The following is a 15,207-nucleotide window of genomic DNA, read 5'->3' as shown; positions in this document are numbered from 1 at the left end:
ATGTGTATGACTTTTTTATTAATCGGACTTTTTCAGCAGCCTCGCGCTTGCGCCCTGTGGGTCTCACCGATGCCTCTGCTCCCGCAGTCTACGTGTATTTTCTTCGCTAGTTCAAGCGTCACTGTTATTGCATAATATCTACAACAATCCTCATTTAAATAACTTCCTCAATACTTTTCCAGTCGCTCTACCGGCTACTCTTCTACCAACACGTTTTCCTACATTGCCTTTTTTTACAGCGTTGATATCACCTAAAATACGAGCAATTCTATATAAGTTTCTTCTTAATTTATTTATATTCATCGAGAATCCTCCTATAACGTCTAAGCCTCTGACATCTTTTTAGCATCCTTCATCCCTTTTTCAACATTTACAAAGGTTAATAATACGATGCCGATAACAAAGAATGCAACTAAAGATAGAATTCCTAGTCGAGGGTTACCAGTAAGCTGGCCAATCAAACCAAAGAGAAATGGTCCAAATACTGCAGCAAATTTGGATGAAATACCATAGAATCCAAAAAACTCTCCTTGTTTTCCATCTGGAATCATTCTTCCATAAATCGAACGACTAAGTGATTGTGCCCCACCTTGTACGGTCCCTACTAAAATGGCTAATAAATAAAAATGAAGTGCACTTGACATAAAGTAGCCTAATAATACAATTCCTAAATATACAACTAAAGTAATCATTAATGCCTTTTTAGCTGTTAGTTTTGTTGCTAACCAACCAAAGAAAAAGGTGCATGGGATTCCAACAAATTGAGTAATCAATAGCGCGATAATTAATGAATTTTGGTCTATCCCTATTTCAGTCCCGTATATGGTTGCCATCCTTATAATAGTCGAGATTCCATCATTGTATAGCCAAAAAGCTAGTAAAAAGATCAGCAGTTGCTTATACTGAGTTATTTCCTTAAACGTATTTCCTATTCTTGAGAATCCAATCAAAATATAAGATTTATCTTTTTTTACAGGTGCCTTTTTCTCATCGAAAATATTTTTAAGGAGTGGAATAGAAAAGATTAACCACCATATTCCAACAGTTGCAAAGGAAACCTTCATTGCCATAACAACATCTGGTAAACCAAACCAACCAGGCTGTAAAATCATTAGAACATTGATTAATAATAAGATTCCTCCACCAACATAGCCTAGAGCAAAACCTTTAGACGAAACCTTATCGATATCTTTTTCATCCGTTATCTCAGGTAGAAATGCATCGTAAAAAACATTCCCTCCTGAAAACCCTATCGAAGCAATGATGAATAGGAACGAGACGAGTATGTAATCCCCTTCCCCTACAAAAGCTAATAAAATACTACCTATAATTCCCATAAAAGCAAAAAATCGCAAAAACTTCTTCTTTGCTGCTGAGAAATCAGCGATTGCACCTAAAATCGGTGCTAGTATTGCTACTATTAATACTGCAATTGAGTTGGTATAGCCCCAATAACTACTTGCTAATCCATCACTTAGATTGTTTGCAGCAACTTGAGAATAAAATATCGGTAATACTGCAGCCATCATTGTTGTAGCAAAAGCAGAATTTCCAAAATCGTATAATGCCCAACTAAGCTGTGTCTTCCTTTTGTTCTTCTCCATTAATAAGCCCCCTTTACCAAAACATACCATAATTTTGTTAAGTGTAGCGTTAAGATTTTGTAAACAAAAAACGAGGTCTAATAAGTGAAAACCTCGTTTTGTTAAAAGTTCAGTATGAATTTCAGTGATGTGATGTAATCTGAACAATAGTTTATGATTTTTCTAATGTTGCTGCCGTTTGATTTGTTTTTTCAATAGCATTTGCTAAACTGACAGTTCGATTAACTTGTTCGTCTACCATCGCCTCTAATTCCTCTATAGTAGCTGTTGTTTCCTCAATGATTGAAGCTAGATGATCGATTGAGTTGTCAATGGATTCCGATGATTGCTGAATCTCTCCTGCCTGGTTATTTAAATACTGTAAATAATTGATGAACTGCGTTACTTGATTAAGTATTTTTTCAAAGTTGTCTTTTGCTTCTATTGTATGTTCTTCACTCGTCTGTATTTGTACTTTATTGTGATTGACCTCTTCTTGAGCCATTTTTGCTTCATATTCAACCATGGATAGGTTTTCACTAATTTGCTTAGCAGTTTGCTGGGATACTTCAGCTAATTTACGTACTTCACCTGCTACAACTGCGAAACCTTTGCCGGATTCACCAGCACGAGCTGCTTCAATACTAGCGTTTAAAGCTAACAAATTCGTTTGTTCAGCAATTTCTTGGATTTTCGTTGCAAACGTATTGTTCTCATGAATTTTATGTACCAAATTCTCCATATTGTCGGTTAATTTATGGAAAGATTGTTGGAAGCCATTAATCGTGTCAGAAAGTTTTTCCATGGATTGCTTTCCTGTTGTAGACAAGCTAATTAATTCTTCTCCATCTTGTGTCGTTTTTGAAAAAGATTCAATCATTTGATCTAATAATTGGGTTGTCTTATTCGTTGAATCGGAGATGGTTGCTGCCGCTTCTGATTGCGTTTGACTTGCTTGTGTTATTTCTTGGAATCCTTCACGCATCTCATTCATAACTTGTGTATTGGAATTACTATCTTGTTCAATGATATTCATCTGCTCTCTGACATTGAATGCACCAGTCTTAATCAGCTCTGATTGCTCTTTTTGTATTTTTGACTGTTGGTTACTTTCTTTAAGAGTTAATTGTAAATCTGTTAATAAATCGCGTGCAACTTTAACTTGAGTAAATAATACAAGGAATATTAAAATAAAGAATACAATCGTTATCGCCGTTGCGCGTGTATCAAAGCCTAATTGTGGTCCTTTTTCTATGACAAAGAAAGTTAACAAACTTAATCCTAATACTCCACCAGTTACTAATACTGCTCTTGAAATAGCAATCGCTGCGACAGCAAGTACATAAAACACAAATAACATATTCGTAACATAATCTGAACTAACAATTATTACGAATGCAATTCCAGCTAAACTACTAATCGCTATATAAGGGATGACCTTACTATATATTTTTTTATAATAAAAAAGCCCAATGATTAATACGGCTAATGCTCCACCGCCACCAAGTGTAAGTTTATTTATTAAGGGAGCACCTACAACAATCTCAGCACCAAGACCTAAGAACAATGAAAAAAGTAGTATGAAGAATAGTATTTTATTTTGTCGATGTCTAATTGCTTCGTTTTGGTCCATAGTAACCTCCTACATTTATTACACTTATTTTATTTCAATAAAATAGCCTCACCATACTTGGGTAAGGCTAGTTAAGAACTCATGCTATAAGGTCTCATTCATTCCCATATATAATCCATATATGCTTCACTTAATTCTTTAAACTTTTCCTTGTTTCCTTTATCAATGGAGCTATTCAGTTCCGCTTCCAACTGTTTCTTGTTCCAATTAAAACACAATTCATCTAATACCATTTGTGCTGTTAATCTCATTTCAAACGGAATTTCTCTTCTTGCTTGAAGGACCTTACCACTATAAGGAAAATAGCGATATACCACTTTTTCTTTTTTCATGGCTCAACGCCCCTTTGCTCCTTTACTCTATTATCCTAAATTTTAAGAATAATTGCAATGATAAAATTAGAAAAATGAACTTTTACTAAGCGAAACATTCTTTGGATTGGGAAATTGATGTTTATATACGCTTGAATGTTTCTCTAGACTAAGGCAATACTACTTTGGTAGACTGTTATACGCATATATGATGAAGTTTTTGATGGAGGCCAAGTAAATGAATCACTCTGATAATCTTAAACAAGGAGAAAAAGGCGCTTGGTTAAGCATTTTTGCTTATCTCGTTTTATCCGTAGTTAAATTAATCGTAGCTTACATAGGTTCCTCTGAAGCATTGCGAGCAGATGGGTTAAATAATTCAACAGACGTCATCGCATCGATTGCGATTTTAATTGGTTTAAAAATATCTAGAAAACCACCAGACAAGAATCACCATTATGGGCATTACCGGGCAGAAACAATTGCTTCGTTGCTGGCATCTTTTATTATGATTACAGTCGGTATACAAGTCATAATTGGTACGTTCAAACAAATTATGAACAATGAAGCAACTCAACCAGAAATGCTAACAGCTTGGACTGCTTTAGGTGCTGCTTTAGTGATGTTGATTGTCTATCGATATAATCTCAAGTTGTCTCGAAAAATAAATAGTAGTGCTATTTATGCAGCTGCTCAAGACAATCGAACAGATGCATTGGTAAGTATAGGTGCTTTTATAGGTATTGTCGGTGCACAATTCGGCCTCTTATGGTTAGATCCATTAGCAGGTCTTGTAGTAGGTTTCTTAATTTGTAAAACAGCATGGAATATATTTAGAGAATCATCCCATACATTAACGGATGGGTTTGACATTGAGAAAATCGAAGAAGTTAGAGAAACCGTAAAAAAAGAGCCACAAGTGATAAAGGTGAAAGATATTAAGGGAAGGATCCATGGGAACCAGCCTTTTATTGATATTATCATCTTGGTAGATCCAAAATTAACCGTACAAGAAAGTCATGATATTACAGTCAATATCGAACGAATGTTAGCCGATGAGCACGATATAACCTATACTCATATTCATATTGAACCGGCCAAATAGTAAATTAGAAAAACAGCCATAAAGATGAAGCTGCTGAAAAAGTCCGATTAAACATAAAGGGCTGTGACATTACTTAACCTCTATAATTCGAACAATTACCATGAAGGTAGTTAGAATGTTAGTCTTTAGGGAAGTCTAATTTTCAATGAATTATTCAATCTGATGTAACTGCTTTGTTGATTTACACTGCGGACAGTCGCTTTCTGCGGGCATGGACTCAGCCAGGCGACTACTTGAATAAACTTCTTTGTTGCCTTGTACCGAGGAATTGACTTCTTAGAATTTCTAGTAGACGCAGGTATATCTCTTGGGGGTCTTCGGACCGTGCTATTCCCTCAGGACAAATGTTTTCGGTGGGGCGAGTAATCGCAGTCCCAAGGAAAACTGTGGTAGCGATGCATCGCACGCAGAAAATGCACATGTAATTGCATTTTCAAGGAGTCGACTGCCCTCTGCTCCACTCAACTAGTGATATTGCAGTAGAACCATAATTCTTATTGTCTAAGAATACTTACTAGCGTAAGAAATACACGAAGACTCCTCAGAAATGAAGACCAATTTCCTTCGTGCGATGATTATGCTACCAGCCGCCCGCGGCAAAGAAGACACTGTGAAAGTGACCGAAGGAAACTTGAACAGATGTCGCACTTGTGCTGGAAGTGAAAGCGAAGTGTATTTTCCGTAGCGGTCGAATTAACACCACGACTAAGAATTGCTCGTAACTTCAAAAAATCCGAACAAATTCTATTAAAAGGGTACTCACTTCTAATTTGTACGTATCTCTTGGCGCATAAATAAAATATACGATATTGCAAAACAAATTAATGTTGCAGCAATCATTCCAGTTAATTGAGGCCAAATCAATAATATACTTTGACCTAATGGTAGTGGTCCAGCTAAAGCACCTACCGTTTGTTCCATCGTTAAAGGCCCTAAACTCCTAATTTCAGGCGAAAGTAAGGTTGTTGTAGATTCTGAGAATAAATAATTCGGCGATAACCGCATTAAATTTAATAGCACTCCTTGCCGGTTAACCATTTCTTCTGCACTCGTTACAGCTTCTAAATAGCTTTTACTTATAAAATCAATAATCATATTGTAAAAGATACTGAAGAAAATCCAAACAGCAATTCCTGCAAGTGCTGATGTCGCTGCTTGCTTGAAACGGACAGAAAACAGAATGCCTAAATTTAACCAGAATGCTATATATACAATACATAAAGATAAGAAACAGATGATACGGATAAACTCTTCAAAAGTAATAGGCAATCCTAGAAGTAATATGCCAAATGCCATTACCAAAAACCCTAATGAAAAGAAAAGAACAACGTTAATGAGTAAGGCAGCAACAAATTTTGCATTAATAACATAATCTCTAGGGATTGGTTGTGCCATTAATCTTGTTAATGTTCCTTTATTTCGTTCAGAATTGATTGCATCAAATCCAAGAGCAATTCCTAATAATGGACCAAGAAACGTTACAAACGTAATAAATGGTGGCAATGAGCCATCAGATGATGTAAATAACTTTAAGAAAAGATGGGAGTCTTTTGCAATTTCTTTCGCTTGTTCTGTAGCATCTAATGCCTCTTTAATAGTAACTATCACCGTATATAAGGAACCAACACAAGTTAACACAATGATTAGTAATAAAATTATAATTCGCCAACTTGTTAGATAATCAGTAAATTCCTTTCGAACAATCGACCAAAAAACGGATGGATTACTCTCTTTCTTTTCGGTAGATTGAAATCTTTCCATTATTTTATTTAGATTAGGCAGTTTCATTTGACTCACGCCCTTCAAAATAGCGATGGTAAATTTCATCCAATCCATAGTTTTTCTTGCTAATATTCGATAATTCTATTTCATCATCCATGAACTTCTTAGCAATCGTTGGTGTAATATCCTTCTTGCAAAAAACATCAATGGACGTGGCTGTTATTTGATTTACATACGTCACTTCTGGAAGTTCTTTTATTTCATTCAGCAATCGTTCTGTTATTGGGTTTGCTTCTACATGCACTACATAATTATCATTACCAAATAACTGTAATGCAAGTTCGTTCAATGTTCCTTTTGCAAGCAATTTACCTTTAACAAATATTCCTACTCGATCACATACTTGTTGCACTTGATGTAAATGATGAGAGGAGAGTAAGACAGTAAGGTTTTTCTCTTGATTTAGTTTTTTAATGAGATGAAGTAATTCTCGTACACCTTTGGGATCAATTCCTAATGTTGGTTCATCCAAAATAATTACTTCGGGTTCTTTGATTAGAACATCAGCTAGTCCTAATCGTTGCTTCATCCCTCTAGAATATTTACCAGTCTTTTTGTGAATAGCATCTTCTAATCCAACTTGATTTAGTAAATGGTGTGCTCTCTTTTCTGCCACTTCTCTAGATATTCCATTTAACTGAGCCGTATAGAGTAAATTTTCAAGACCTGTCATATTTTGATAGAATCCTAAATCATCCGGTAAATACCCTACTCGTTGTTTAACACCTAAAGGACTTTTTGTTGAATCTATGCCACAAACTTTGATGCTACCACTTGTCGGTTCGGTTAAACCGAGTAACATAAAAATAGTAGTCGATTTACCGGCTCCATTTGGACCTAGTAATCCAAAGATTTCTCCTTTGTTAATAGAAAGAGATAATTGTTCGACGGCAGGCACGTCATCATAAATTTTTGTCAGGTTTTTTATGTTAATAATTGCCTCACTCACGGATTATCTCCTCCCATATTTTCTAAAGATATAGTAAAGTCCACCGATTACTATTAAAATAATTGCAACACCAACAAATCCCCAAGTGGTCGATGTTTTCACAGACATCCGGAAGTTAGCTTCTGATGATGCCTCAGCTGTTTCTACGCGAAATGTTGTAACATAATCACCAGCAATCGCATCATCTGGTGCTGTTAAAGTAGCTGTAACAGTTGTCGATTGTCCTGCTTCTAGTGTAGGAATCGTATCGTTATCAAATGTTGCCTCCCATCGAGGTGGCGTAGATGAATTTAATTGAATATCCGTAAGATCTACGGTCCCTGTATTCTCTACAACTAACTCAATTTTACGATCTCTACCAGCTGTAATGTCCTCACTTAACTTTCCATCAGGAGTTGTTAAATTCACCCCATATTCACCAGTTATTACAGCTTCTAATTCTATTTCACTGGATGTTGCCCCAGCTGATGCCTGAATTGGTATTGTATACGAGTCGGCTGTTGCATTTTCTGCAGGGGTAACGACTACTTCCACTGTTTTTTCTTCACTTGGCTCTAAAGTAACAGAAGTAACTCCTTTACTATCTGCTTTAAATTGAACATTCCATCCTTGTGGTTCCTGAGATATAAGTGAATAATGCTGCTGTTCTGCCGTCTGATTTTTTAATGTTGTGCTGTATCTGAATGTAGAATCTGCATGTCCTTGCATGTTTGGCTGTTCAACAGTCAAATTCGTTTTAAAAGTTCCTTCTTCCGTTACATTCACTACAATTGGTAACGCATCACGATTATCACCATTCCCATTTGCTATCAAATCAAATTCATAGGTTCCTTTTTCTACTTGAAGTGGTACCGTTACTGCCACAAGAATATCTTCTTCGCGATTAGGTCGAATGGAAAGTTGACTAACACTAGAGCCACTCGCTGTAATTGAGTAATCCCAATCCTCAGGTAATCCTTCAACATCAAAAGTGATATGTTCTATCTCATTCCCATCATTAATTACATCTACACTGTATTCTATATCCTCCCCAGGTGTAACAGATAAACCTGTTAAAGGAGTATACACTGTAACATCAGCGTGAGATGTTACTGTACCTACTGTTAATCCCCCCATCAACAAAACTAGTAATAAAGAAATCACTTTTTTCACCATGTTACAAATCCTCCTTTTTTATAATCAAACATGATACGAAAATATTGAAGAAATGGATTTGTTTTTTTATAATTTTTTTAGAAATATTTTCTAACTTCAATTTTTAAAGGGGGGAGAAAAATGGATGACAAACAAAGTAGAGATATAGAATTGTTAAAGTTGATTGGTAAAAAATCACAGGCTGCATTTAATCAATTTTATCAGGACCATATTTCTTTCATTCTAACTATTGCTATCCAAGTATTAGGTGACAGAACGGAAGCCGAAGATGTTTGTCATGACATTTTTATTGAAATCTATGAGAAGCCACATCAATATAAACAATCAAAAGGAAGTATTAAAGCTTGGCTTGCTGTGAAAACAAGGAGTCGTTGTATTGATCGATTAAGAAAGAAAAGACCGATTCTTGTTCAGAAATTAGAAAAACTAGATTCAGAAGAAGCCGTTAAAACAGAAATTCATGTTTTAAACCAAATTGAGAACAAACTTTTATTAAATGCATTAGACCAATTACCTGAGAAGCAAAGAGATATCATATATGCAGTATATTTTGAGGGGAAAACACAGCGAGAATTGGCAGAAGACTTCAATAAACCACTAGGAACGATTAAGTCTTCTATTCGATATGGTTTAAATAATTTACGTAAACAAAAAACACTACTACAATGGGCAAAAATGGATAGGGAGTGAAGAGGATGAAGCATTTTTCAGAGGAGACAATTGTTGATTTTATAATGGGAAATCTTAATGATGAACAAGTAGAAAAAATGAATCAACATCTGAATCAATGTAGTGCTTGTCAACAAATATATGATTACTGGGAGCAGTCTCTATCCATGAAACAAAATGAAGCACCTAGACCGGCTATTCAAGCAAAGCTCCTTCAAACCATTGATGAAAAAGCAATGAATTCAAAATATCGAAAATGGAAAACGCCTAAATTCATAACTGCAATAGCTGCTACTCTAATCTTAATGAGTATCGGACTTTATCAAATCGTTCAAGATGGACCAAATAATCAATCAACCACACAATATATTACTGCTCAACATGATTCAATTCCTGAGCATGAATTTTTGGAAAACCCTGATACGAACCGCTTAGATATTCTTCCTGTCACGACCAACTCAAATGTAAAGAGTGACGTATGGTTAAATGAAGTAACTAATGAAATGATGCTTTTCGTAGATGGTCTTGTCCCTCTAGAACAACAAGATTATCAGTTATGGTTGGTACACTCTAACAATAATTGGAATGGTGACATTCTACAGTTACGTAATGGAAAAGCACGTGTTTATTATAAAATGGGAGATATTACAGAATTAAAACTAGTAAAAGTAAGTGTAGAGCCACTCGGTGGTAGCCTAACCCCAACAGGACCAGAGACATTTTATATTGATTTGAATAATTAAAAGAGAGAGTATTCCAGATTGGAATACTCTCTCTTCATAGCAACTCAAGAAGCTTGTCTAGTTGTTTCCAACCATATGCCGTCTCTTGATACGTTCCCTTTCCAATCGTTGTATCTTCTGTTCCTATCGGTTTAGCTTGGTAACGCTCATAAAATCGGCTGGAAGGATTTCGAGTTAACACCCAAACTAATATCGATTCGAACCCCAAATTCTTCATTTCTAATGTAAATTTATGTAATAATTGTGCACCTAACCCTTTTTTCTGAAATTCATCTAGTAGATAGATATTATAAATTTCAGCATCAAAGTCAAACCTTTTCGTGCGTTCTGGACCTCCGGAAATAAAACCAACAATTTTATTATCATGAGTTCTTTCCATCACATATGTACGTTGATTATCTTTTTGGATTTTTAATATGGTTTCCCAAAGGGTTTTTCTATTTTCATACGTCATGTTCGATAAGTCTTTCTCTTCCAGTAACTCTTGATAGGTACTTTTCCAACTACTAACATGAACATTTGCTATGGAAGCAGCATCTTCAAAGTTAGCTTCTCGAATAGAATACATGGTTCCCCTCCTAGACACAGTACTGATACTGTCGTTTCCTGGAATTTTCTATCTCTACTATATCACGCTTGATAGGAGGAAAACAGTTGCAATTGCTCCGATCACAACTAATATAATATTTAAACCAATGTATGCAAGAACGATTGCTACTAAACCACCAGCTAATCCAATCATTGGTTGATCTTCTTTTACTGATAGAATACCTGGGAAAATTAAGGCACCCAAAGCAGCGTACGGAATAGCATTCAACCAACGATTCACCCAATCTCGAAATTGTAGTTTATCCACAATGAACGCAGGTATTACTCGAGGAATCATTGTAGCTAGAGACATACCAATTATAATAAGAAATATCATTCCGGATCCTCCTCCTCTTTCAATAGAAACACGCCACTCAGTCCACCTAATACTGTTCCTATTACAATTGCCCACCCAGTGCTCATAAACTGGACACATATGAAATTAATAAGCATAGCGATGATGGCGATCATACCCACTCGCATTTCTTTTTTTACAGAAGGAACTAATAAACCTATAAACATGGCATACAAAGCAATGCCCATACTTTGGCTTAGTTTTTCAGGTATTACTTCCCCTAGTATTCCCCCTAATAAAGAGCCACCTACCCAAGCAATATAAGCTGTTAAGAATAATGCAGTATAAAATAGTGGGCCTTTCTTCATTTTTGCTTCTTTCGTATGTAATGCAGATACGGCAAATGTCTCATCTGTTAATCCCATTGATAACGGAAATTTCCAATTCATGCCGATTCCTCTCAAACGATTCATAAACGACAAACTCATCACGAAGTGCCGAAAATTAAGGACAAACGTTGCAATAATAATTTCTACTGCACCAGCTCCAACTGCAATCATATTTGCCCCCATAAATTGTGATGCACCAGCGAACACGAAGACACTCATTAATGTCAACTCCGTAAGCGTCATCCCAGCTTGTTTTGCTAGAACACCATAAGTAATTGCAATTGGTAAGTACCCTAACATGATAGGAAATCCTACGGTAATGCCTCTTTTTATCATGAACCAAGACGGTGATGCCTGCTGCTTCTCTACATCAACTGTATCCACACTGATTTCCCCTTTTTACTAAAAATTAAATAACATTATAACTGATTTTTCTAAAATTAAAAAGAATTAACACTTAAGAAAAGCTAGAGAGTGCCCGCTTTGCGACGTACGGACTTTTAGCTCTCTTCACAAATAATAATCAATTAAAAAAACTAGCATATGGTTACCACCACATGCTAGATATTTACGTTTATTTTATCCTATTACTTATCCTGATCAGTAATAATAATTGGTTCGCCTTTTGTAATTACTAAAGTATGTTCATATTGCGCTGAACGACCTTTGTCAATTGTTCTTGCTGTCCAATTATTACTATCCATTTTGCTTTCCCAGCTACCTTCATTAATCATAGGCTCGATCGTAATAACCATACCTTCTTTTAGACGAAGCCCTTTATTTGGTAGGCCGAAATGTGGAATATGTGGATCCTCATGGATAGTTGGGCCAATTCCATGACCAGTAAAATCACGTACTACAGAGAAGCCTTCCCCTTCAGCGTATGTTTGGATGGCATGCCCGATGTCACCAATACGGTTACCAGCTCTCGCCTGCTCCATTCCTTTATAAAGAGAAGTTTTAGTCACTTCCATTAAACGTTTCCCTTTTTCATCTACATTACCAACAGCATAAGTCCAAGCAGAATCAGCTAAACCACCATTTAGGTTTACTACCATATCAATCGTTACGATGTCTCCATCTTGTAATTTGTCCTCGCGAGGAAATCCATGACAAATCTCATCATTGATAGAAGCACAAGTTGCATACGGATAGCCATTGTACCCTTTTTGTTCTGGAGTTGCACCATGTTCTTCTAAATATTTGTCCACAAATGTATCGATTTCTAACGTAGAGATACCTGGTTTAATCATCTTAGCAATTTCTTTATGAATAGCAACTAGTAAGTCACCCGCTTTTTGCATCTGTTCAATTTCGCGCTTACTCTTTCTTGTAATCAATTCAATCTTCCTTTCAATCGTATTTACAGAAAAATCTATATTATGGTAACCTTAACTTATCATGATAACTAGATTACACTATGCTAAAGCATGAAAATACATATCCTCTTAAGATTCACGTTATCAAGTTTATCATATATTAAAATTTGTTTCAGTAACAACCACTTATTTCAAGTTAGGGGAGAAAATCTTGATAGAGATTAATAATGTGACAAAAGATTTTGCTGGTAAAAAAAGAGCAGTTGACCAACTTAATTTAACCATACCCGATGGAAAAATCATAGGATTCTTGGGACCTAATGGTGCTGGAAAGTCAACAACTATAAAAATGATGACTGGTATTTTACCGATCGACCAAGGCACCATCTCATTGAATGGCTTTGATATCGAAAAAAATGCGATGGACGCGAAAAAGATATTTGGTTATGTTCCAGACCGACCAGATATGTTTTTACGTTTAAAAGGAATCGATTACCTCAATTTCATTGGAGACATTTACAACATCCCAACTGAAATTAGAAGAAAACGAATTACAAAGTTAACGCAACTCTTTTCGATTGATCATGCACTTGGAGACTATATTCAAACATATTCTCATGGAATGCGCCAAAAAATTATAGTCACAGGTGTACTAATTCATGAGCCAGAAATATGGATCTTAGACGAACCGTTAACAGGGCTAGATCCTAAATCTGCCTACACCTTAAAAGAAATGATGAGAGAACATGCAAATAAGGGGAAAACTGTGTTTTTCTCTAGTCATGGCTTAGAAGTTGTTGAACAACTTTGTGATGAAGTAGCAATAATAAATAATGGAAAACTTCTGTTCTACGGTTCTTTAGATGATATGCGAAAACAATACGAATCGAATCAATCATTAGAGCAAGTCTTCTTGGAGTTGACCAACAATGAATAAAACCTGGCTAGTCATGAAAACCATGTTAAAGATGCATTATTCCAGAGCAGGAAAGAAAAATACAGAATTAATGCTCCTTCTCCTTGCCGGGCTTATGTTAATACCGGTACTATTTTTATATATTAATTTGGTTGGAAATGCTGTCTCTGCCCTTTATCAATTTTTAGAACCATTAGGACAAGCTTCATCGATACTTGGGATGTTATTTCTAACATTACATCTTCTTTTATTTATTGTAAGTATTATTACAGTACTTAGTGCATTTTATTTCGCTGAGGATATTGAGTCATTTATTCCATATCCACTACAGCCATATCAGCTCTTATTAGGAAAAGCAACAACACCATTTATCTATTTATATTTCACGGTCATTGCTATTTATTTACCGGTCTTTTTCTTCTACGGAAGTGTTAGTGGAGGATCCATTTTCTATTACCTATTCGGAATTATATTAGCAGTATTATTACCAGTTATTCCATTTACGATTGCTGCAATTATTCTAATGTTTATTATGCGATTTGTTAATATCGCTAAAAATAAAGACCGGTCAAAAGTGATTGCTGGAATACTGACGTTATTGATTATTATTTTATTTAATGTTGCTATTAGACTCAATACGAATACCGAAGATGTTATGGAGAAGTTTGCTTCATTTATCCAGAAACAGGATGGATTACTTTCCATGATAACAGCTTTTTACCCACCTGCTTATATAAGTGCAAAGGCTTTAGGAGACTTTTCATTGGTAAGTATTTTATCGTTTGTAGGTGTCCTTCTATTGACTGCCCTAATCTTTCTTTTATTTATTTTGGCAGGACAACGGTTTTACCTTAAAGGAGTATTAGGGGTAAACTCAGGAAACAAGAAAAATATTACTACTAGTAAAATACTAACCAGGGTCAAAAATAGAAATGTTTTTACTACACTTATATTAAAAGAATTACGAATTATTTTTAGAACTCCTACATTTTTTATGCAATGTGTTATTCAAAGTCTATTTGCACCAATTTTTCTATTCATCATTATGATGTTGGATACAAATTCATTAGGTTTTGTCATGGATTCATTTGACCCGAAAAAGATTTTGTTAGTTCTATTCTTAGTAACTTTATTTGTATTTGTCGCGAATGCTACAGCAATATCAAGTATTTCTAGAGATGGAGCTAGTTGGTCTGCCAATCTATTTTTACCAATTAACATGAAACAAGTCTTTTATAGTAAAATAGCTACAGCTTGGATTATCAACCTGTTTACTGTTGGACTATTTCTAGGGATATTATTATTTGCTATAAAGCTACCGATTGAATATACCATCATATGGTTAGTCATAGCTTTACTAACAAGTTGGTTTACTAGTGCGTTGGGGACTTACTTGGACTTTACATATCCTAAACTAAATTGGACCGACGAACAAGAAGTGTTTAAATCGAGAATGGTCATCTTTATTGCTCTATTAATAGAATTTGTGCCATTTGGGATCATAGGAATGATAGTTTGGAAAATGGATGCAGTTAAGGGTATAATGCCGACAACTATTGTTCTACTTATCGTACTGTTCATAGCTATTGGAGTCGTACATTATGTACTAATGAAAAAATTATCTAATGGAGACCACCTAAAAATTTAATCTCACATAACTCGATCATTTTCCCGAGCGATTTATTCATAATCGTTCGGCTTTTTTTGTTCTTTATTATAAGGTACACAGCCAATATTAGTAATAATTATTTACCCAAATCTACACATTAG

Annotated in this window: 16 protein-coding genes; 5 read left to right on the top strand and 11 right to left on the bottom strand. The window is 35.3% G+C overall.

The features are described 5' to 3' along the window. Positions 1 to 150: 150 nt before the first annotated feature. From BUB12_RS17850 to BUB12_RS09650, 4 genes are all read right to left on the bottom strand, one after another. Positions 151 to 303, bottom strand: coding sequence for a hypothetical protein (locus BUB12_RS17850; protein ID WP_200801047.1), 153 nt, complete (start codon positions 301 to 303; stop codon positions 151 to 153). Positions 304 to 323: 20 nt separating this feature from the next. Next, positions 324 to 1,604: an MFS transporter gene (locus tag BUB12_RS09660; RefSeq protein WP_072890424.1), complete on the bottom strand. Its 1,281-nt coding sequence runs from the start codon at positions 1,602 to 1,604 to the stop codon at positions 324 to 326. Positions 1,605 to 1,755: 151 nt separating this feature from the next. After that, positions 1,756 to 3,216: a methyl-accepting chemotaxis protein gene (locus tag BUB12_RS09655; RefSeq protein ID WP_072890422.1), complete on the bottom strand. Its 1,461-nt coding sequence runs from the start codon at positions 3,214 to 3,216 to the stop codon at positions 1,756 to 1,758. A gap of 98 nt (positions 3,217 to 3,314) precedes the next feature. After that, positions 3,315 to 3,548 carry an IDEAL domain-containing protein gene (locus BUB12_RS09650; RefSeq protein ID WP_072890421.1) on the bottom strand — a complete coding sequence of 78 codons (234 nt, stop codon included), beginning with the start codon at positions 3,546 to 3,548 and terminating at the stop codon, positions 3,315 to 3,317. A 217-nt stretch (positions 3,549 to 3,765) separates the two neighbouring features. On the opposite strand from BUB12_RS09650, the gene BUB12_RS09645 reads away from it, so the two are divergent. Next, positions 3,766 to 4,632: a cation diffusion facilitator family transporter gene (locus BUB12_RS09645; RefSeq protein ID WP_072890419.1), complete on the top strand. Its 867-nt coding sequence runs from the start codon at positions 3,766 to 3,768 to the stop codon at positions 4,630 to 4,632. A 765-nt stretch (positions 4,633 to 5,397) separates the two neighbouring features. Here BUB12_RS09645 and BUB12_RS09640 read toward each other — a convergent pair. Genes BUB12_RS09640 through BUB12_RS09630 form a run of 3 tightly spaced genes read right to left on the bottom strand, consistent with a single transcriptional unit; the run spans position 5,398 to position 8,518 of the window. Beyond that, a complete protein-coding gene (locus BUB12_RS09640; protein WP_072890431.1) occupies positions 5,398 to 6,393 on the bottom strand; it encodes an ABC transporter permease in 996 nt (331 codons plus the stop codon). A gap of 13 nt (positions 6,394 to 6,406) precedes the next feature. Beyond that, on the bottom strand, positions 6,407 to 7,363 hold the full coding sequence (locus BUB12_RS09635) for an ABC transporter ATP-binding protein (protein WP_072890417.1): 957 nt from the start codon (positions 7,361 to 7,363) through the stop codon (positions 6,407 to 6,409). A 3-nt stretch (positions 7,364 to 7,366) separates the two neighbouring features. Then, complete coding sequence (locus BUB12_RS09630; RefSeq protein ID WP_072890415.1) at positions 7,367 to 8,518, bottom strand: COG1470 family protein; 1,152 nt, start codon at positions 8,516 to 8,518, stop codon at positions 7,367 to 7,369. Between the two features lie 120 nt (positions 8,519 to 8,638). On the opposite strand from BUB12_RS09630, the gene BUB12_RS09625 reads away from it, so the two are divergent. Together BUB12_RS09625 and BUB12_RS09620 are read left to right on the top strand one after the other, a co-directional pair. Beyond that, positions 8,639 to 9,208, top strand: a complete 570-nt coding sequence (locus BUB12_RS09625; RefSeq protein WP_072890413.1) for an RNA polymerase sigma factor — start codon at positions 8,639 to 8,641, stop codon at positions 9,206 to 9,208. Between the two features lie 5 nt (positions 9,209 to 9,213). Continuing rightward, complete coding sequence (locus BUB12_RS09620) at positions 9,214 to 9,930, top strand: anti-sigma factor (RefSeq protein ID WP_072890411.1); 717 nt, start codon at positions 9,214 to 9,216, stop codon at positions 9,928 to 9,930. 34 nt (positions 9,931 to 9,964) lie between these two features. On the opposite strand, the gene BUB12_RS09615 is transcribed toward BUB12_RS09620, so the two are convergent. The 4 genes from BUB12_RS09615 to map all read right to left on the bottom strand — a co-directional run bounded on the left by BUB12_RS09615 (position 9,965) and on the right by map (position 12,542). Further along, positions 9,965 to 10,498 (bottom strand): GNAT family N-acetyltransferase, encoded by a 534-nt coding sequence (locus BUB12_RS09615; RefSeq protein ID WP_072890410.1) that lies wholly within the window; start codon positions 10,496 to 10,498, stop codon positions 9,965 to 9,967. A 57-nt stretch (positions 10,499 to 10,555) separates the two neighbouring features. Further along, entirely contained in the window at positions 10,556 to 10,855 is a 300-nt protein-coding gene (locus BUB12_RS09610; RefSeq protein ID WP_072890408.1) for an AzlD domain-containing protein, read from the bottom strand. Further along, positions 10,852 to 11,538, bottom strand: coding sequence for an AzlC family ABC transporter permease (locus BUB12_RS09605; protein WP_072890429.1), 687 nt, complete (start codon positions 11,536 to 11,538; stop codon positions 10,852 to 10,854). Before BUB12_RS09605 ends, BUB12_RS09610 begins: the two co-directional genes overlap by 4 nt. Positions 11,539 to 11,789: 251 nt before the next feature. After that, positions 11,790 to 12,542: a type I methionyl aminopeptidase gene (map, locus tag BUB12_RS09600; protein WP_072890407.1), complete on the bottom strand. Its 753-nt coding sequence runs from the start codon at positions 12,540 to 12,542 to the stop codon at positions 11,790 to 11,792. Between the two features lie 190 nt (positions 12,543 to 12,732). Between map and BUB12_RS09595 the strand changes: the two genes are divergently transcribed. Both BUB12_RS09595 and BUB12_RS09590 read left to right on the top strand, forming a co-directional pair. Next, entirely contained in the window at positions 12,733 to 13,458 is a 726-nt protein-coding gene (locus BUB12_RS09595; protein WP_072890405.1) for an ABC transporter ATP-binding protein, read from the top strand. Further along, complete coding sequence (locus BUB12_RS09590) at positions 13,451 to 15,085, top strand: putative ABC transporter permease subunit (RefSeq protein ID WP_072890404.1); 1,635 nt, start codon at positions 13,451 to 13,453, stop codon at positions 15,083 to 15,085. Before BUB12_RS09595 ends, BUB12_RS09590 begins: the two co-directional genes overlap by 8 nt. The last annotated feature ends 122 nt before the right edge of the window (positions 15,086 to 15,207 follow it).

This window comes from Ornithinibacillus halophilus (genome assembly GCF_900129485.1).
GTDB lineage: Bacteria > Bacillota > Bacilli > Bacillales > Amphibacillaceae > Ornithinibacillus > Ornithinibacillus halophilus.
This window is presented reverse-complemented; position numbering and strand designations above follow the sequence as displayed.